This window comes from Nitrospira sp. (assembly GCA_016715825.1).
GTDB lineage: Bacteria > Nitrospirota > Nitrospiria > Nitrospirales > Nitrospiraceae > Nitrospira_D.
Window position 1 is genome coordinate 53,541 of the sequence record JADJXO010000005.1, and the last position, 17,569, is coordinate 71,109.

Below are 17,569 nucleotides of genomic sequence, written 5' to 3' on the forward strand. Positions count from 1 at the left end.
TCTATTTCGTTCCAAGTTGTCTCCTGATTCTTTTGGCGATTTTGCCAGCTTCAATACGAATTTCCCGTAACTGGCCACTGAGTGGATTGATTTGTCCAATAAAATAAAGACGAGGTGCTCCATCAAATCCCTGATCCCCAGAAATTTCCGGTCTGCCTTTCTCGTCAGTAATGTTTGGTATCTGAACCAGCTCAGGAATCCCGGTACGGAAACCGGTTCCAGCAACGATGACTTCAGGTTCCAAGGTTATCATTGCATTATCATCGTTCCGCGTGACTCCGACAGCACGTAACACATGTACGGCCCGACCCGATATTTTCTGTATCGGACCAACGATCTTGATTCGGGCACTGCGAACATTACCAGCGAAAGGACCATACAAAATCGGTACTACATTATTGGTTGCATATTGTTCGGTGAGAGGCATGGATGGAAATGGAAGACCATATGCTGTCAAATCGCCTATCATTCTGCGTTGCACAAGGCTCAGCAACATATCTATCAAATTATTGGGTAAATGTTTCAGCCATATTCCCCAGCCTACAAACGGGATACCACAAATGCTTTTGGGCAAAATGTACGGTGGTGTTCTAATCGACATCGTTACTGAGTTTGCATATTCAGTCAGTCTGCAGGCGATTTCAGCTGCAGAATTACCGCTACCGATCACGAGCACGCGTTTTCCCACGTAATCTTGTGCACGTTTGAATGTTGAAGAATGAATTATTTTCCCTGGAAAAGTTTCTCTTCCTTCCCATTCAGGAATCTTCGGAATACGGCAAGTTCCGATTGCCATGACAACAGCACGGGATTTAAATTGATTCCCGTTGCTGCTTGTAGCCAACCAGATATCACGATCATGGTCATAGTTGACTTTCTCGATATCGATCCCGGTTTGCACAATGAAATCACCTTGAGCAGGAAAGGTTTCAAGCAGACGCACGACCTCATCACGCGCAGGCCATGCCCCAGCAGATCGTGGAAATACACTGCCTGGCAGAGCTGAAAAGAAACGACCCGTGTTCAGGCGCAAACCATCGTAATGATTACGCCAGACATCCCCAACAGCAGGCGTACGTTCCAATACTAATGGTATTAGCCCTGCTTTTTTCAGCTCATAGGCAGTTGATAAACCTGCCGGGCCGGCACCGATTACTGTTACATCTAGAAGTTGCACGCTAGAGTTCTGGTGTGTAATCGATATCGCGATGCTTTTGACGTGGCGTAAATGTTTCATGAGGCGATTTGGGAGGTGTTCCACCCATCTCTACGTACTTGGCGATCTCTTTCCTGAGCTCATGAACTTTCTGTTTATGATCTTCTATCACTGGCTGAATTTGCTGTTGCAGCCTTTGACGATGAGTAAGCTGTTGATCAATAAGCGATTGCATTTCGCCTTTGTCTCGAACACGGCAGTTTTCCGTTTCGCGTTCATTATGTTCCCGGATTTTTGAGTACTTCCCGGTTATCCGAAACCAAATCCCCTTGAAGCCCTTCGGTAATTTTTGCGAACGTTCAAGGGATTCTTGTTGCCAACGATTTTCCTGCTTCTGCTGTAACTGGCTTCGCTCGTTTTGATGCTGATGCTGCAGGCTACGCTTCTTTTGGATGAAGGGTTGAATCTGTTTTTTTAGACAGATTTGATTCTCCTGGATATAGGTCTTCAATCTGTCGGTCATGCGCTCGGCAATCCTCGCTTTGATCTCATGAGTGCCGGGAAGGACTTCCGCAGGGCCTAGGCGTTCTTGTAGCGCTTTGGTTTTGACTTTTAGCCAACGGGATAAGGAATACACTTCTCCGCGATAATCGATGGCCACATAACCGCGCCGATCCCCTTTGGCCAGATGCAGGCCATAATGCTGCAAGGCTTGCTCGAACGATGACCGGTTATCCGATACCGCCCAGCAGTTGTGAAACATCGATTGAAGTGCTTTGGGGTCTTCGCCCTGGCGTTTCGCTTGCTGCCATTCGCGCAGGGAATAATTCAGCGGGTCCCGGTTATTACCATCCAGCAGACCTTGCGGCATCTTCCAGCCATGTTCGTAGAACAACTCGCGCGACACATCGCGCAGCTTTATTTTGTAGAAGGGGAGATTGATGGCCTTCATCTCCTCGCAATCGATCCTGGACCACACGACATGCGCGTGTCGTCGGCCTTACTTTTCATGGAACACGATGGCTCGGGGTTGGTTATCGAGGCCAAGTTTCTGTTCGATGGTTGTTATAGCCGCCTCAAACTCATCGACCGAGACTTTCTCGTTTGGCGGCGGATTCAGGCTCAACGAAAACAGGAATTGCGTCGCGCGTGTACCACGGCTGACCGCATAGGCTTCATGCAACGCAGAATGTAAATTGTCGGACATGAAACCACGCAGCTCATGGATATGGACATGCTCGTTATCCTCTACCTTCATCAGGTGAGCCGCGGGCTGCTTTCCACCACCGCGTTGGTTGCCTTTTAGGATCATGGATGTAAGCCGAGCGCTTGCATGAGGGCCATCCGCAGCCATTGAACCCCGGCACAGGCTTCCTGCAACGATTTCTCGGTCTCCAGCGTGAGAGGGAGGGAGCCGCTGTTCGCGGCCTTGGCGAGTTGGTTCAGGTTATTGGCGATCCGGCTTTTACCGAGTTCTGCTAGGACGCTGGCGAGTGCCTGATGATCCTTAACAGGGCGCTTGGCTCTCCTTGCAGCCCGGTGAGGGGCAGGTTCATCGAACAGCCTGGATCGGATATAGGCTCCAAGCGGCATGTCTCCGGCGTCTCGTTCCAGCCTTGCCCGCTCCTCGAAGGTGAGACGGAGGGAGAATGGCGGGGGTCGTTTGTCTGAATTGGGCTGTGATCGGCCTGGTCTTGCACCCATCTGGAACACCCCGGACAGCGGCGGACCCGCCTGTAAGTCCTTTATACCGCTCATGCATAGGGTGTCTGGGAAAGGGAGGCCTGGGCATTAAGATGGTGGTTCCATTCCTCTAGCGTTTTAAATAAATTTTCGGTATCTAAAGGCGTCGCTGGGTTCGAACTTTCTCCAGCCGGGCGCGCCTTCCGGCCCACCCGGATGCAACGCATGGTATGACTCTAATTCGTTTTTTCGTTCAAGGGCCATGATTCCTTGGATCATAGCCTTTCTTCTAGATCACACACCCACCAACGCCACAATCTTCATGACATCCGTTTCAGTGTGCGCACAGCAGGGGCAATAGATCTCCCCATGTCTGATCTCAGGAAAGACGATCTCCAAGCCAAGGATTCGTAGGCAACGTCGGACAGAACGCCGCACGTTCATCACCGGTTTGCCTGGTGCTAACCGCTTTGGTGATAACCATTCATAGGCATGGGGGAGAAGGTCGCCGATCGTGTCGACTCCTCGCTGTTTCAGATCCTGCTGCGCGCGAGTGCTGAGCAACAGACTTGCGATGGGTTGTGACGCAAACCGCCGCACTTCATCAGAAGGGAGGCGGCGTCCCGTCTTCCGATCAAGCATCCGCTGTGTCATGAAGCAATAGGTTGCATCGAGCACTACACCGGACCGTCCATCAAGAGCAGCGAAGATGTGTTCGATGAGACTTTCGTCGCAGCGACGTTGCTCGCGAATTGAGTGACCGAGCCGTGCCGCTCGTTTTGTTATGGACACACCTTTGCGTGCTTGGTCCCACTCGGAGCGTGCCCAGGGACTCAGTCTTGAACAGACGGCGTCGAGTGCTGTGTATTTCGCCGGATGGTTTACAACAATGTCCATTGTGAGCGTCGCCAATCGATCCTTTTGCATAGTGGTCCGTCCTTCCTTTCATCTGGTCCGTGTTAATTTGAAAGTCCTCAAGCCACATGAGCGGCCCTATGCTCCATGTGGTTGCCCAGACAGGAGACGCAGGAAGCGAGTGGCGCGGTGGTAGTTATGAGGAAGGTCAGCTCTTAAAACTATTCCCTTGAGGTAGGAGAGGCTGTACACAAGTGGGGAGAGACTTAGTATAGTTATACTAATGTAGTATAAATAATATTATATTTAACTTATGTTCCGCATCATAGTGAGCAAGAACTAAGCATCTGGGGAGAGAAGTTTGTTGTTAATGAGAACAAATCTGGCGTATCATGTCCACATGCACTGTGCCATCGCTCAAGCCTGACATGCTGCGGAGAGCTTAATTCTTCGGGCAAAGCTGCAAGAAGTTGCGCCGCTTCACTAACGTTTGGAACGGACTCGTCCCTTGTATCAAGTAGAATTTCATCAAGGCACTTTGGCATTCACTCGGCGCCTGCGGTCCTGCCGACAAGCACAGGAGACATTCACAGGCTAGCTTGGCATCGCCTTCCAAGAAGGACGGTTTAGGCGAAGTTTGTGCTTGCGCCTCATGGGTGATGGCGAGGATACTCACTCCCACAAGGATCATGATCCATTTGCGTCTCTTCCACCAATGCATGTGGCTTTCCTCCGTATGCTCCGATTGAATGTTCTCGATGCCTTAAATCAACGGCCAGCTCGCGTCCGCTCCAAGGCAGGGCTCCGCGTGACATTCTGTGTGCTAGCGGTCCGCGCGACTGTATGATCGAAGCGAGGCACAACCGGTTCCTGCATGGCGGCACTCACCGCCTCGCTCAGTTGCTGCTGTTCACGAACTCCGAAAGAGTCGAGTCTCAGGACATCCCATTGATTGCGAGTCGCTGGTTGTGAAGCCATTCCGATTGATGTGCCTGAACCATCCCTTATTGGAGCCTTCACTAGCACTTGCTCATGTGCCTGTTGTACCAGTGCGACCGCATCACCCCGTTGCACCTTCCCCTGTTCAAACGAGCGGCCTAGGTTGATGCCCCAGATCTCTCGTTCTCCACGGTCTGTCCTGACCTTCACAAAATAGCTCTTGGTATTCCGAGCATCATGGTCGTAATGGTCGATTCCGTGGTCAACAACCGTACCTACCACGACTCGCTCACCCTGGAAGCGCTCCTTTGCTTCCTCGATAGCTGCAGCGATCATAGTTGGTGAATCTCCACGAGCGCGCAGGATGGCTTCGAGTGTTGCCACCGCAACCTGTTGACTGGCGTTCAAGACCTTATCCGGTGTTTTGACATGATCCTCCACTGTCCGGTCATGGAGGGCAGTGCGATCGACCTGGTTGTCTACTGTCTTGTCACGAAGCGGGCGAAGATCCGTGCGGTCTTGTGCTCGCGCTAGGTCGATTCCACGCGGCGTATAACCGTCCACATCAAGTCCGGCGATTGTTGCTTGCACCCATGCTTCCGTTTTGAACTCGACGGTGCCGTTCAGCCGCATAGTGGTCCAGCCCTTAGCTTTCGCACGAAGTATCATTCCTTGAATCACACTTGGGTCGTCATGTTCCGTGACCAAGCGCCTCCCCTGATCAGTAAAGGCAATCTTTGTCGGCTCGCCGAGTGCGGTACGGTAATAAAACTGCTCGCCGGCTTCGATAAATCGCTTTCGCAAGGATTCGGCGGCGTCACGCCGCTGATAGAATCGGAGTTGTTCAGCGCCCTGGTCTTGAGTTGAGTCCGTAGGCTTCGTCTCGTCAGTCCGCTTGGCTGCCTGCTCTTCACTCACGCCTATTTCATTCATGGTGTTCCTTCCTCTCTCCTAGCCATACCATTGCGGCCAGATGGACGCCGGATTGGGTTCCTTCACTTCAATCTCCACCCGTCGGTTCTTCGCTCGACCTTTCTTCGTTGCATTGTCCGCGACATGTTGTCCGATCGGGACGATGGTGATCTCGATGATGTTTGGGGCATAACCGTGTGCGGCGAGATAGGCACGGGCCTTATATGCCCGCTGCTTCGCCGTCTCACGTTCAATCCACCGATCCTTGTCTCCGTCCGTATATCCACGCACGTGTAAGCAAGGGCCACGCTTTAGGATGTGTTTCAAGTGGGATTGCAGCTGCTTACTGGGAAGAAACTCAGACCGTCCGACCCGTTCCGACACACGGAAAATGATACTGTCGCGATGCAATTCGACCTGTTCCCGCTCACTCAATTCAATGACGCGTGGTCTCCACGAGTCGGTCTGCTCGTCTACATTCTGAGGTGGAAGGGAAGGGGAAGGCGCTCTTGATGGCCCGATTCTGCAAGCTGGTCCTGTTACTGTCGATCGCTCGTCTTCACTTTGCGCCGTCCTGGTCTGGGACAAGATCTGATCAGACGCAGTTGGGGACGTATCGCCCTTGGACGATGTAGGAGTACTTGTCAGTGGATCTTTCCATGCTGACGAAAGGGGATTGGTCGTGAGAGCGGACGCCGTGACTTTTGAGCCAGATTGGGATTTGCCTTTCGCCATCTCTTGATGTTGCAGTTGCATGAGCGTTAGCGAGGTACTTAGCTCATGGACCTGCTGGGTGAGACTTTCCAGCTGCCTCGTCAGAAGACTTCGCTCCTGTTTCTCACGCTGGTCGCTCTTCATCCGTTCGCGATACTGCTGAATAATCTCGTCACTGTTGATGGGCACGCGAGATGTACCGGAAGGCACCACAGACTTCTGCGCACACGCCAGCGTCGCGGAGCAGGCGAGAAGAATTACAAAAATCTGAAATCGTGCCGGGCGTTTCACGAATGTCGTCATACATCTCTCTCTTCCCTGTCTCGATCCACTAAAGATCGAGCAAGTTTATCGTTCATTTTTTCTATTCTATGAGCTTCTCTTTCTTCGCTCATGGCACTCGCCTTTCCCGAACATTGGCTCGTTGCTCCCAGTCGCAGCTCCTGCTCGACAGTCATTGCACCGTGTTCACGTTCCGCACCACTGGCATTCGTCTGGGCCTTGTCGGTCCATTGCAGCTGAACCACAAAGGCATCAACCAAATTGTTCACTTCTTCGAGCGTCGGTGGGTCGTGCGGCACGACCGGCGGCAGTGCGGTCAGATCAATAGCGAGCTTCGACACGTCAATCGGCTCATTCGGTTGTAGGGGCCGTACTCGCCGTTCGACTTTGGCACGATGGAGTTCCAAATCGAGCGTGGGAATCTCTACGGATAGCTCCCGGTGTATGAAGGCTGCTTCTTCGAGTTCAATCTGGGTCGGCAGCCGTTTCCCGATGGAAGCAAGAAACGGACTGATGCGCTTCAATCGATCGATGAAGACCGGATCGGCATAAAATCGAGCCTTGTCGCAGAGGATCGGTTTCGTATGCATCAAGTTGATGATTGCCCGCTCGACTGCGAGTTCCTTCACCTCCTGAGGCAATAAAAGAGGCCGCGCCTGTTCCGAGCGGGTGGAGCTGGATGATGCGTGCTTGCCATTGCCCCAGGCGAGTGGTCGGCTCGTCCCGGTTGAGATGGCGTCGGCCGTATAGGTGCCGAGCATCTGGGAATAATGCTGCGCGTCTCTCTGTTCGCGAGGCGCAAACAGGATCTGACAAGCATGGTTCGTTACGAAGGTCCGCGCATCCTTATCACCATAGACCGACTCGAGCTGCGACAGACTTTGAATGATAGGGAGTAGACGCAGATTGTAACCGGCCATGAAGCCGACGGCCTTGGCCAGAATGTTGACCCGCCCGAGGGCAGGGAACTCATCCAGGATCACGAGACATTGATGCTTCAACCGGGAGTTCGTCGCGGGTAAGTCGACGGTGTTGTAATGAACCAGTTGTGAGAAAAACAGGTTCACCAGTAACGCCGCGTCGCTGAGGCGATTGGCCGGAATGCCCACATAGATCGACATGCGCTGCGCGCGCACTTGTTTTAAGTCAAAGTCCGTTGCACTCGTTGCCGCATCGAGGATGGGATTGCTAAAGATTGTGAGCGGAGCGGTCAGGGTTGCGAGAATCCCCGCCATGGTATTTTCGCTAGTAGCACAGAACCGGTATAGCGCCGCCGTACAGTCGTCGCTCAATGGGGCGTCGCTCTTGGCCCGAGTGTTGATGAGATCATGCAAATAGTCATTGATCGGCTGACCCTTGCCGGAGGCCTGCCGAAGCACTTCACCGAGACTGCAGGGTAAGGACGGGGTTTCCATCACGTAGAGTGTCAGTCCGAGGAAGAGATTCCGGGCGGATTCGTTCCAAAACGCCTCCTTGATCTGCTCCGTCGGATAGAGCACTTGCCCGATGGCTTGTATTTCCCCCACGCGCCGATTCGGATCGCGATCGACCGCATCCAGTGGGTTCCAGCGATGGGTCTGGCCGTCCGCGCCAAAAGGATTGAAGAGGTAGACATGCTGTCCGTGCGCCTGTCGGAATTTGGACGTGTAGGCGAAGTTCTCCATTTTAATGTCCAAGACCACGACCGACTCATCGTAGTGGAGCAGGTTCGGGAGCACGATGCTCACACCTTTCCCCGATCGAGTCGGCGCCGCTAGCAACACGAATTCCTGACCCCCGTAGACCAAGTATTGCCTCCCCACCTTCCCAACGATCACACCACGCTCTCCATAGAGCCCGGCCTGTTGAATCTCATCATTCGATGCGAACCGCGCCTCGCCATGGAGTGGTTTGCGCCGATTGGTCACAGACAATACGAGTAAGGCGGGGAAGCCGAATCCCACGAATCCTCCGACTGCGGCGGAGAATTGCAGCCGCTTCCGCTGAATTGGATCCTTTGCATAGGCTCGCCAGGAGGCTGGCCAGCTGCTTAGGGAGAGATCTTCTGGCATGTGTTTGTTGGCGAGCGTGAAGATGGCACCGGCGACGGCATCTGCTCCGCAGAGCCCAAGCGGGACATACATCAGCAACACCGCGACTATCCGCAAATGACGGCGTGACATGGGTTCCTCTACGCCTTCATTAGGGTGGCTTCTCCGAATCGCGCCTCGAGTTTCGCGATCGGGTCATAGTGCACTTCCGCCACGTAACGATCTTTACCGATAGGCCGACCATCCTCGTCATAGTGATTCTGTGCGACCACATGGAGAATCACGTCGATGGTCAGGGCCACCAGGCGCTTGAGGGTTGGCACATCGTAGGTCGCCGCCTGTTCGTGCTCTTTGCACATGAAGACATAGCGTTCGGCCGCGAGGGCGCAGGACTCCGCGTGATAGGAGGTGATCGATCCACTGTGGCCGGTGGTGAGGAGCTTCAGGAAGTCGAACGCTTCTCCCCCGCGCAACTCGGCGAGTAAGACTCGATCAGGCTTCATCCGGAGTGTGGAAGCGATCAACTCTGCAGGAGTCACCGTTGCAGCCCCCTGTCCCCCTTTCGCGTATAAAAGATGCACCCGGTTGCCGTGCTTGGGCAGCAACAATTCGCGCACATCTTCGATCGTGATCAGCCGTTCCTGTTCCGGAACCGCCTGACAGATCGATTTCATGAGCGTGGTTTTCCCCGAACCTGTATCCCCCACGACAGCAATGTTTTTCTTAGCCCGCACCGCTGTCCGGATGAATGAGCTCAATTGGCGAGTGGACAGATAGTCCGCCAACTGATGTTCGACTGGATCGAGCTCGGCGGCGCGATCATCCAACGTCACTGCCTTGGCCCACACATAGCGGTTGAAGGCTCCTTCCGCGTCGTACTCGTCGAGGGTCTTGATCCATGCGCTAGGTCGCCGGATCGAGATCGATACGGTTCCTAGTTCCACCGCAGGCGGCAGCACAATTTGCACCCGTTCCCCATCGGGCAACATGGCCGAGAGAATGGGGTGGTGTGGTCCGATTTCCTGCTCAGTCGCAGTCGCGATTGCCGTGGCGAGCGCGGTGAGTCGATCCAGAGTCAGGTCCGGGGCGAGGTGATGCTGCCAGGTGGCACCGATCTCGATATAGACTTCCTGTGGTCGATTGACCACGATCTCCGTCGCGCCGGGCAGTGCGAGGTACCGAAGCAAGGGCCGCAACAACTCGCGCACCATCGTATCGTGCGCGAGCAGGTCAGTGGGGATGCAGTTCATAGACGGTACTGAAATCCAGATCACGCGCGACAAAAATGGTCCCGCGATCGCCCTGATTCTTGTAGAGCGTGGGTTTGATGTTGATGGTTGACTGGAGGATCAGTTCCGCCATGCGGTTCCCTGTCGTGGCGGAATGTTGATAAATCCCGAGGCTCTGAGCGCCTCCACCACCGGCCTGCGTCGCGGTAGCTAATCCGATCCCGTCTTGCACGAGCGAGAGGAGAAAGGCTGCGCCCAGCCGATCCCACCAATGGTTATCAATGATTCCTGTTAGTCCTGAGGTGCCGAGTGCATCGGCTGCCGGAGAATTGAGATTGATGACGACTCCCATCGGAGTCTTGACTCTCGTCCAGAGGAGAAAGAGACGGCGCTGCCCTTGGGCCATCGTGGCGGCATATTCGCCGACCGCTTCCGATCCTCGTTCTAAAAGGACGACGCGACCGTTGTCGCTGTACACATCGCTGTTCAAGATACAGGTCGCCATACCGGCGACTTCATTGATCACTCGCACCGTTAAGGCACAGTCGATGGTGCGTCCCTTCGGCAAGATCAAGTTCCGATCTCCCAAGAGCCCGGCTTGGACTTTCGGTGTATCGGATGGTGTCAGGAGCCCACCAATGGGACCGGCTCCGCTCGCCGCAGGACTGGGTGGAGCCGCGAGACCGACGTTTGTCACTCCAATCGAAGGACCGCTGGGTCCACCCATGTACCCAACCGACGATGGCGATAAGTTACTTGTGTCTACCGCCGTGCCCACAGGAATCGCTGGGCTGCCCGCCATGCTCCCAGCCCCCATTGAGTCGCCCTGTCTGACGCCATTGAGAAGATCGCGTACCAAAGAGATCGCTGCATCTGGTCCGGCTCCCCCTTGTTGAGTTCTGGGATTGTCCGAGGCAAGGGTGTTCGTCACAATCACCTCTCCACCGAACCGACTGGGAGCGCGTCTGTTACGTGATGGGTTGCCTTGTATCGTGTCAGGAGCGAGTGCTATTGGTCGGTTCCCGTCATAAATGTCGCGGTCGAGGGGCGACTGCGTCGCGCGGCCTGTGGACGCGAGGGGGGACTTGCTGGTCGACTGCACGAATGCTGTGGTGGGTTGAAGTGGAAGGGGATCGGCTTCGAAGACCCGCTTCAGTCCAACTTGCGCCGGCTTGTTCTCAATCTTCGCCGCCCGTTCCTCTTGTGTGGCGCCTGCCTTCCGCTTTGCACTCCAGGTATTGGCCGCGAACACGAGCCCTATCACGACCACGATGACCATCACGACCAGAAACACCATGCGCATCGCTATCTCGTTCCTCCCACTGGCGTGACGGTTGACCGATACGATTCCATTCGCAGCGGGTGTATTCTCCTCAGCTCGTTCTCGTGACTTTTGTGGTTGATCCATGTTCGTTTCTCAACGTAGCGTTCGAGTAATTCCGGAGATCGTTGTACCCTCGATAGCGGGCACCCCTGTCTTGTCGTAGGCATCATTCCAGATTCCCACCACCGCATCGCCCAAGCGCAACACAAACTGCCGCCCCATCCGCTGCACCACCGCGAGGTCCTTCTCCATGTGGAAATTGATGCGGGTTTCTTCGCCCAACGGCGAGATGTAGAAGATGGCGGGTACCTCGCGATTGGGTGGGAACAGAAAATAGGTGAAGCGGCCGTCATCGAATACCAGAGCGGGTGAGACATCCTCTCCTCCCGGAAGCACTTCCATGGAATAGGACCAATTGCGCGGTTCGGGTGTAAACGCGTTCAGTCGCTCCGCGAGGAGGTCGGCCTTCTCGCGTGCTTGCCTTGCGCGGTGGGCCGAGACGTGCGTCGCCGTCAGGGCGGCAGGGTTTGCGGGCACCAGCGGATAACGGAAGATCACGCGGTACATCGGCTCGTCTTTTCTGCGTTGCCCTTGTGCGGCGTTCTGCTTCCGTCCGAGGCGATGGTCTCCTACGACGGTGAACTCCAGACTGTAGTCCCGCTTGTCTGTGCGGATTTCCAGATTATTGTGCGTCGCATGGTCTTTGGGCTTGATCCAGACTTGATTCGTCCCGACATCGGCTCTGATGCACCATTCTGCTTCCTCTTTCGCACAGTCCCCGAGAAAGCCGCTGCCGGCGATGGCGATGCGTTCGTCGTCTCCCAGCACAATGCGCGTGACGACACCGCGACGCACGGTCACGCGGGTCACTTCATCCCGCTGATAGGTGATATAACGGACTCGTTGATCTCCGTCGCTCGGCTCCGGTACCTCCGCTGCCTCCGATGACGCTCCGGAACAAAGTAGGACAACGATGAACCATGCCGTGATCGACCGTCTGTGTCGTTTCATGCCATCCATGACCATGCACCTTCCTAGTTTTTCTCGACCATCGACAGGACCGACGCCGGCGGCGTGATCGTCCCGATTTCTGCGTCCACCCGATAGCCCGTCACTTTGTAGCCAAGCGGGTTCTGGATCAGATCCTTTTCCTGACCCTTCATCGTGTGGCGGTACTCGTAGGAAACCGTCGCAATGAAATACTGCGGTGGCTCAAGGCTGTGAGAGTCAGTCCGCTTCACCGACTTCTCAAATCGCACGGTGGCCTTCGGACCGATCGCATCGGTCTGCACGGTCACGCTCAACACATTCACGCGCCATTCGATGCCGGTCCCCAACTGCTTATCGCGAGCATGCACACCGTCAAAGAGGCTCGCATACTCGCGACCGATCTCGTCCGTACTCATCGCCAAGACCTGGTCGTAGTCTGCTTGGAGCAGCCGGTATGAGTAAGATTCTCGCGCGAGCACGTATTTTTGTGTCCAATGCTTATCGAGCAATTCTTGATATCCGACCACCGTGCGATCATCCGCCGCACTCACAAGCTCCACGTTGCCGGTCGCACGATCAATCGAAAAGACGTAGGGTACGGTGGTCTTGAACGGAGCCAGACAAGCAAGTCCTGCTCCAAGTATTACTGCCAGGGCGCATGCAGTACTCGCGACCCACCACGCCGTGCGTTCCGACGCCTCCAGCCTGAGTCGCCAGTCGGTATCCCAGTCGCGGCCTTGATCGTAGAACTGCGTTTGCTCCGCGATATGCACGAGTGAGGAGTCCGTCGTCTGTTCCGTCATTCTTGTGAGTCTCCTGTCTGTATCTGGTGAGCACCACTACGGTGTCCACGGAGCCATATGGTCGAACGTCCGAGATGTGCCGGGGGCCAACATCTTCAGCACGCGTTCTTGCTGTTCCTGTTGCGCGGCTTTTTCTTCTGCCTCAATCATGGATTTCATCGTCAGAATTCGATTCGTGTCGTTGCTGACTTGGGCCTGCTCGGCGGCGATCCGGCCATTGAGTTCCAGAATCCCTTTTTCGTCCTCGGTCTGATTGATGCGAGTCGTCAGAGCCCGAATTTGCTGCATTCGTCCGAGCAACATTTGATAGGTGTTGGCGTAGTAGGCCTGACTTTGTGGCGTCTGGTTCAACATGTTTTGACAGATCCGCAAGGCATCGCCGGTTTTGCCCTCGCAGTTATAGATCATGCGGTTGTGACGGATGATCTGAGCCGCTGCGGTCAAGCCATACACCCCGCCGGACCGAATGGCCTGATACACGGCATTGACATCGGAGGGGACCACTCCGGCCAGGGTGAGGTTGTTCAAGAGACTGCCCATGTTTCTGGAGCCCACGACCGCACGGATTTGCTGGTCGGCTTGGAGGATTTGTTGCTGCATCTGTTGGAACTGCTGTATCCACGCCAGGGCTTGCACGATTGATTGCACGAGATTGGCCGTGTCAATGACGGGGATTCCTGCAGCTTGGGTTTTAGGCTCCGGACCGAGGCCGACCATCAAGGCAATACCCATCGCGATCATTGTCCGTTTCATACGAAACATGCTTTACTCCTTTTGCGAGATTCCGTTGCGTAGTCGTTCTAATGAGGCCCGCTGATAGAGGTCACTACCGGGCTGAGGCTTCGCGCCAGGCAGCGCGCTCGGCAAGGCGCGAGTCGTCCCGGTTCGCGGACCAGTCAAGGAGCCTCCGGTGGTTGCCAGGGCCAACGGTAAAAACCTACTCAAACCGGACGTGACACTGTGCAAGAGCAGCATTCCACTCCTGGTCGCATCCCCGCCGGGGTTTCCTAACGCGAGTCCTCCAGCCAAACTCGCCCCCAGTGACGCGACATGGAGTAAGACATAGGCGGCCGTGACGGAAAGAAACAGCAGGCCGACGACATCTGCCAGAATGGAGGAGGTGGAATAGGCACTCAGCACATGCTGACAGGCGTTCCGCAGGAGGCTTGCGAGAAACGTGATGACCGCCATGATGAGGACGTTGGTGAAGACGGCGACCAGGGCGCTGGACAGCCAATTTTCCGCATAGCGCTGCGTCATCGGAAACATCGCGCAGAAAATGAATGCCGGCCCCACCGAGAGCAGCAGGGCGAGACTCACTTTCGCGACGAGAAAGAGGCCCATGGCGACAAAGGCCATCACAATCGACGCGGTGGCACAGAGGGCTCCCGCGATGAACAGGGAGAATTGCGGCACCAATCCCGAACTGGCTTCCGTGAAGAGGGTTTCCATCAGGGTTGCGAAGGGGTCGGCCATCTGATCGATCGTGCCTCCCATCGAAAGCACCCCGCCAAAAGCTGAGGCAAAGGCTTCTTGAATGCCGTCCATCCCGTCCTTCACGAGACTCCGATACTGTGGGCCATTCAGCGTCAGCCCGGTGATGAGCGCCACGCGAAACCACCGCCAAACGAGTGAGGTGATCGGTTCCTGCACGTCGCCGCGGATTACCTGAAACCCGGTCCACATCACATACAGTGTCATCGCGGTGATGGCGACTGGCATGAGCACTCCGATGACGGCATCGCTGGAGGTCACGACATAGTGGTCCAATGCGTTGTTCACCGACTGTTCGATGTAGGTCGCCATGCCCATGGGGTTCTCTACGCTATTCCTCTGCCGTTCTCGCGTCGCAGTTGTTTTCGTGCCGCGATGTGTTCATGGAACAGCGGCAGCCAGGCTGTGGGGTCGTCACCCACTTCGGCCCTGATCTGATCCAGCATCGCCACGTTGTCCATCGAGCCAGAGAGGACGTGTAAGAGATCCGTCATGCTTCCAAGGTCGAATTGCACGATCGCCGAGCTGTGGCCCTGCTTCACCAGAAATAGACGGCTCGTTTCCCCGAGATTCTTGATAATGTGGAATTCCGCCTCCGTGACTTTGAACCCCTGCACATAGTCCTCATGGTCGGCGCGAGGATTGGGTAAGAAGATCTGTGTCACGCTCTGTTCGACCATCGTCTTCCCGATAGGATGTCCAAGTACGTCCGAGGGCGATTGAGTGACAAAGACGCCGAGGCCGGATTGTTTGCGGATGGTCTTTTGCTTGTTGAAGGCGAAGTCCGAGAACATCGGATCTTGGAGCGGCTTCCAAAATTCCTCCATGACATAGATGAAGGGCTGACCGGTGATCAACCGTTCGGTGAGATGGAGCAGATACGCCATGATCGGAGTTCGGACCTCAGGATCGTCCAGAAAGTCCGTATAGTCGTATCCGTATAATTGTGCGTCGCTGATGTCATGGGTCTCCTGCGGATTGTCGAAGGCCCAGCCTAGAGGTTGTCCGCGCATCCAACGGTTCAGGCGTGCCCGTACACTCTGGTCGCCGGTGGCCGGCAAGTTCTGACGGAGGAGAGACAGGCAGCGTAGGTGCGGAGAGACCGCCTCACTCATCACCGTTCGCACCGCATGACTGATCTCAGTCTGTTCCTTCGCGGTAAGCCGGGGAGTTTCGTCACCGGGCTGCTTCACGAGTTGGGCGACGAGCTGTTCGCAGAATTGCCAGTTGTGGGGATTCGGTTCTGCCTGCAAGGGATTGAAGCCGGTCGGCATGCCTCGCTTCAGGGACTGATATTTCCCGCCCATAGCGCGGATTCCGATCTCCGCGCCGCGATCTTTGTCGAAGACCACGCAGCGGAGTCCCTGGTACTTGGTCGCAAAAGCTAAGAGGCTTAATTCCAGCGCGGTCTTGCCCACGCCCGTGCTTCCGCAGATAAACGTATTGCCAGGGTACTTTTCATCGCGCGAATCTCGGTCCTCCGGTGATACGTGGAAATTGAAGTAATAGGGTTGTCCGCTCGGCGTCTTGAAGAGAGCCAGGGCTTCCCCCCAAGGATTGCCGGATGGTTTGCCGCGGGCAAAGTTGTGAAAGGGACTGAGGCAAACAAAGTTCCTGCTCGTGATCACGGCCTCGCGGGGCCGCAGACTCCAGTTGCCCGGGATCTGCGCGAACCATGCACATTCGGGAATCACATCGACTCGTGCCATCTTGAACCCCGGCCCATCTTGAAAGACGGCTCGGGCATCGGCGAGTGCGGTACTCACCGATTCCATGGACGTGCCAAAGATTGCCAGGCTGTAATGGTACTGCCCCAAATCAATGAGTCCGCTCTGCAGATCATCCGCAGCCTGGTCCATCTGCTCGATCTCGCGTGTTGCAGCGTCTTCGGAGGCGATCAAGTGCCCTTTCTGGGTGGCGAGGGACTTCAGGGCCGCGCGCTTGTTCAGACACGAAAAGCTTTGGGTCTCGATGTACTCGGCGTCGCTATAGAGCAGGCCGTTGTTCATGCCGGGCTCGGAGAACTGCGGGTACTCCTGCATGTCGAGAAACCCGGCGAATTTCCGCGCGCGCGGGTGCCAGATTTCCATCATGCCTGTCCGGTCACCGAAGTGCAGGCGTGAAGAGGGGAGGTACGAGGCGAGCGGCGCCCGGCGCAGGGGGATTTCCTCCCAGACTCCATTGATCAAGTAGCTGAGAAAAGCCAGCTGGTCGGAGAACACGATGTCCTGTTTCGTATAAGTGCCCAGGCGAGTCAGCCCATACCGACTAAGACTGGCTTCGAGTTGTTTGCCCATGTCTTCCAGGATGGTCAACTGTCCGGTCTCGTGTTCTCGTCGTTGGGCCAACGTGCGTGTACTCATGCGCGTGAAGAAGTTCGCGACCTTGGAAGGAAAGGGTCGGTACAAAACGGAGAGATATAATTCCGTTGCCATTTGCCGATGCTGTTCAAACGATTGATAGTACCGATTGGTCAGGGTTTGGCAGAACGGATTAGGCGAGATGCCTTTCAACCGCTCGGTAACGACCCGGCGAATTTTATGGGACCAGACGGCGAAAGAACCGCCGCCCAAGGATCGGAGAAATTGGTGCAGCGCTTCTTTGCGCAGCAGAACCTCAGATCGGTCCGCCGTTTCGAACGTGATCCCGTCCAGTTTCCAACAAGCCAAGTACTCGCCACCGGTCAATGTGATGACGGTAGGCGTGATTGCCGTGCCCAGCGGGATATAGTCACTCGCGGGAATCTGAGCGGCGGCGGTTTTTGTGAGGACGGATCTGGGTCTCATGTCATCGGTCCATTGGAATACTCAACCGTTTAACCGTTTCACTATGATCGTCGCGTTTTCCACGAGAGGGGGCCATAGGAAATGGCCCCCCATGTCGCGCGACTTGGTCCATGTCGGAGTCGCATTCGCGCTCGCATCATCACTTGGCGCAAACGCTGATCGTCCGTCTTTGTCGTGTGGCGCATCCAGAGCACGATGGGGATTGTGATCAACACGATCCCAAGCGAGACGTAGCCGCTCACGAGGTAGTACAGCCAGACTGCCAATAAGAGGGTCAGGCCGCCGATCACAAGCAACGGCATGATCGGTACGCCGCCTAACATCGCAGGCCTCGTGCAACCAGTGAAGATGGGATCCCTAAATCCGTCCATG

General features: G+C 55.5%; 17 protein-coding genes. All 17 read right to left on the reverse strand.

Features of this window, described 5'->3' with window-relative positions; genetic code table 11:
- Position 1 precedes the first annotated feature (1 nt).
- Complete coding sequence (locus tag IPM58_12565) at positions 2-1,237, reverse strand: NAD(P)/FAD-dependent oxidoreductase (GenBank protein MBK9307884.1); 1,236 nt, start codon at positions 1,235-1,237, stop codon at positions 2-4.
- Positions 1,179-2,108, reverse strand: a complete 930-nt coding sequence (locus IPM58_12570) for a relaxase (protein ID MBK9307885.1) — start codon at positions 2,106-2,108, stop codon at positions 1,179-1,181. Before IPM58_12570 ends, IPM58_12565 begins: the two co-directional genes overlap by 59 nt.
- 48 nt (positions 2,109-2,156) lie before the next feature.
- Positions 2,157-2,363, reverse strand: a complete 207-nt coding sequence (locus IPM58_12575; protein MBK9307886.1) for a hypothetical protein — start codon at positions 2,361-2,363, stop codon at positions 2,157-2,159.
- A gap of 101 nt (positions 2,364-2,464) precedes the next feature.
- Positions 2,465-2,860, reverse strand: coding sequence for a plasmid mobilization relaxosome protein MobC (gene mobC / locus IPM58_12580; protein MBK9307887.1), 396 nt, complete (start codon positions 2,858-2,860; stop codon positions 2,465-2,467).
- A gap of 273 nt (positions 2,861-3,133) precedes the next feature.
- A complete protein-coding gene (locus IPM58_12585; GenBank protein ID MBK9307888.1) occupies positions 3,134-3,766 on the reverse strand; it encodes a hypothetical protein in 633 nt (210 codons plus the stop codon).
- A gap of 370 nt (positions 3,767-4,136) precedes the next feature.
- Positions 4,137-4,415, reverse strand: a complete 279-nt coding sequence (locus IPM58_12590) for a conjugal transfer protein TrbM (GenBank protein ID MBK9307889.1) — start codon at positions 4,413-4,415, stop codon at positions 4,137-4,139.
- 47 nt (positions 4,416-4,462) lie between these two features.
- Positions 4,463-5,566, reverse strand: a complete 1,104-nt coding sequence (locus IPM58_12595; GenBank protein ID MBK9307890.1) for a hypothetical protein — start codon at positions 5,564-5,566, stop codon at positions 4,463-4,465.
- An 18-nt stretch (positions 5,567-5,584) separates the two neighbouring features.
- Positions 5,585-6,562: a hypothetical protein gene (locus IPM58_12600; protein MBK9307891.1), complete on the reverse strand. Its 978-nt coding sequence runs from the start codon at positions 6,560-6,562 to the stop codon at positions 5,585-5,587.
- Positions 6,559-8,703 carry a type IV secretory system conjugative DNA transfer family protein gene (locus tag IPM58_12605; protein ID MBK9307892.1) on the reverse strand — a complete coding sequence of 715 codons (2,145 nt, stop codon included), beginning with the start codon at positions 8,701-8,703 and terminating at the stop codon, positions 6,559-6,561. The genes IPM58_12600 and IPM58_12605 overlap by 4 nt, the downstream gene beginning before the upstream one ends.
- Positions 8,704-8,711: 8 nt before the next feature.
- A complete protein-coding gene (virB11, locus tag IPM58_12610; GenBank protein ID MBK9307893.1) occupies positions 8,712-9,821 on the reverse strand; it encodes a P-type DNA transfer ATPase VirB11 in 1,110 nt (369 codons plus the stop codon).
- Complete coding sequence (gene virB10 / locus IPM58_12615) at positions 9,802-11,208, reverse strand: type IV secretion system protein VirB10 (protein MBK9307894.1); 1,407 nt, start codon at positions 11,206-11,208, stop codon at positions 9,802-9,804. The genes virB11 and virB10 overlap by 20 nt, the downstream gene beginning before the upstream one ends.
- Positions 11,209-11,217: 9 nt before the next feature.
- On the reverse strand, positions 11,218-12,150 hold the full coding sequence (locus tag IPM58_12620; protein ID MBK9307895.1) for a TrbG/VirB9 family P-type conjugative transfer protein: 933 nt from the start codon (positions 12,148-12,150) through the stop codon (positions 11,218-11,220).
- Positions 12,151-12,158: 8 nt separating this feature from the next.
- Positions 12,159-12,917: a type IV secretion system protein VirB8 gene (locus tag IPM58_12625; protein ID MBK9307896.1), complete on the reverse strand. Its 759-nt coding sequence runs from the start codon at positions 12,915-12,917 to the stop codon at positions 12,159-12,161.
- Between the two features lie 36 nt (positions 12,918-12,953).
- Positions 12,954-13,670: a P-type DNA transfer protein VirB5 gene (locus tag IPM58_12630; GenBank protein MBK9307897.1), complete on the reverse strand. Its 717-nt coding sequence runs from the start codon at positions 13,668-13,670 to the stop codon at positions 12,954-12,956.
- Positions 13,671-13,682: 12 nt separating this feature from the next.
- On the reverse strand, positions 13,683-14,729 hold the full coding sequence (locus IPM58_12635; GenBank protein ID MBK9307898.1) for a type IV secretion system protein: 1,047 nt from the start codon (positions 14,727-14,729) through the stop codon (positions 13,683-13,685).
- Positions 14,730-14,737: 8 nt separating this feature from the next.
- Positions 14,738-17,197, reverse strand: coding sequence for a VirB4 family type IV secretion/conjugal transfer ATPase (locus IPM58_12640; GenBank protein MBK9307899.1), 2,460 nt, complete (start codon positions 17,195-17,197; stop codon positions 14,738-14,740).
- A gap of 41 nt (positions 17,198-17,238) precedes the next feature.
- Positions 17,239-17,568, reverse strand: coding sequence for a VirB3 family type IV secretion system protein (locus IPM58_12645; protein MBK9307900.1), 330 nt, complete (start codon positions 17,566-17,568; stop codon positions 17,239-17,241).
- Position 17,569 lies beyond the last annotated feature (1 nt).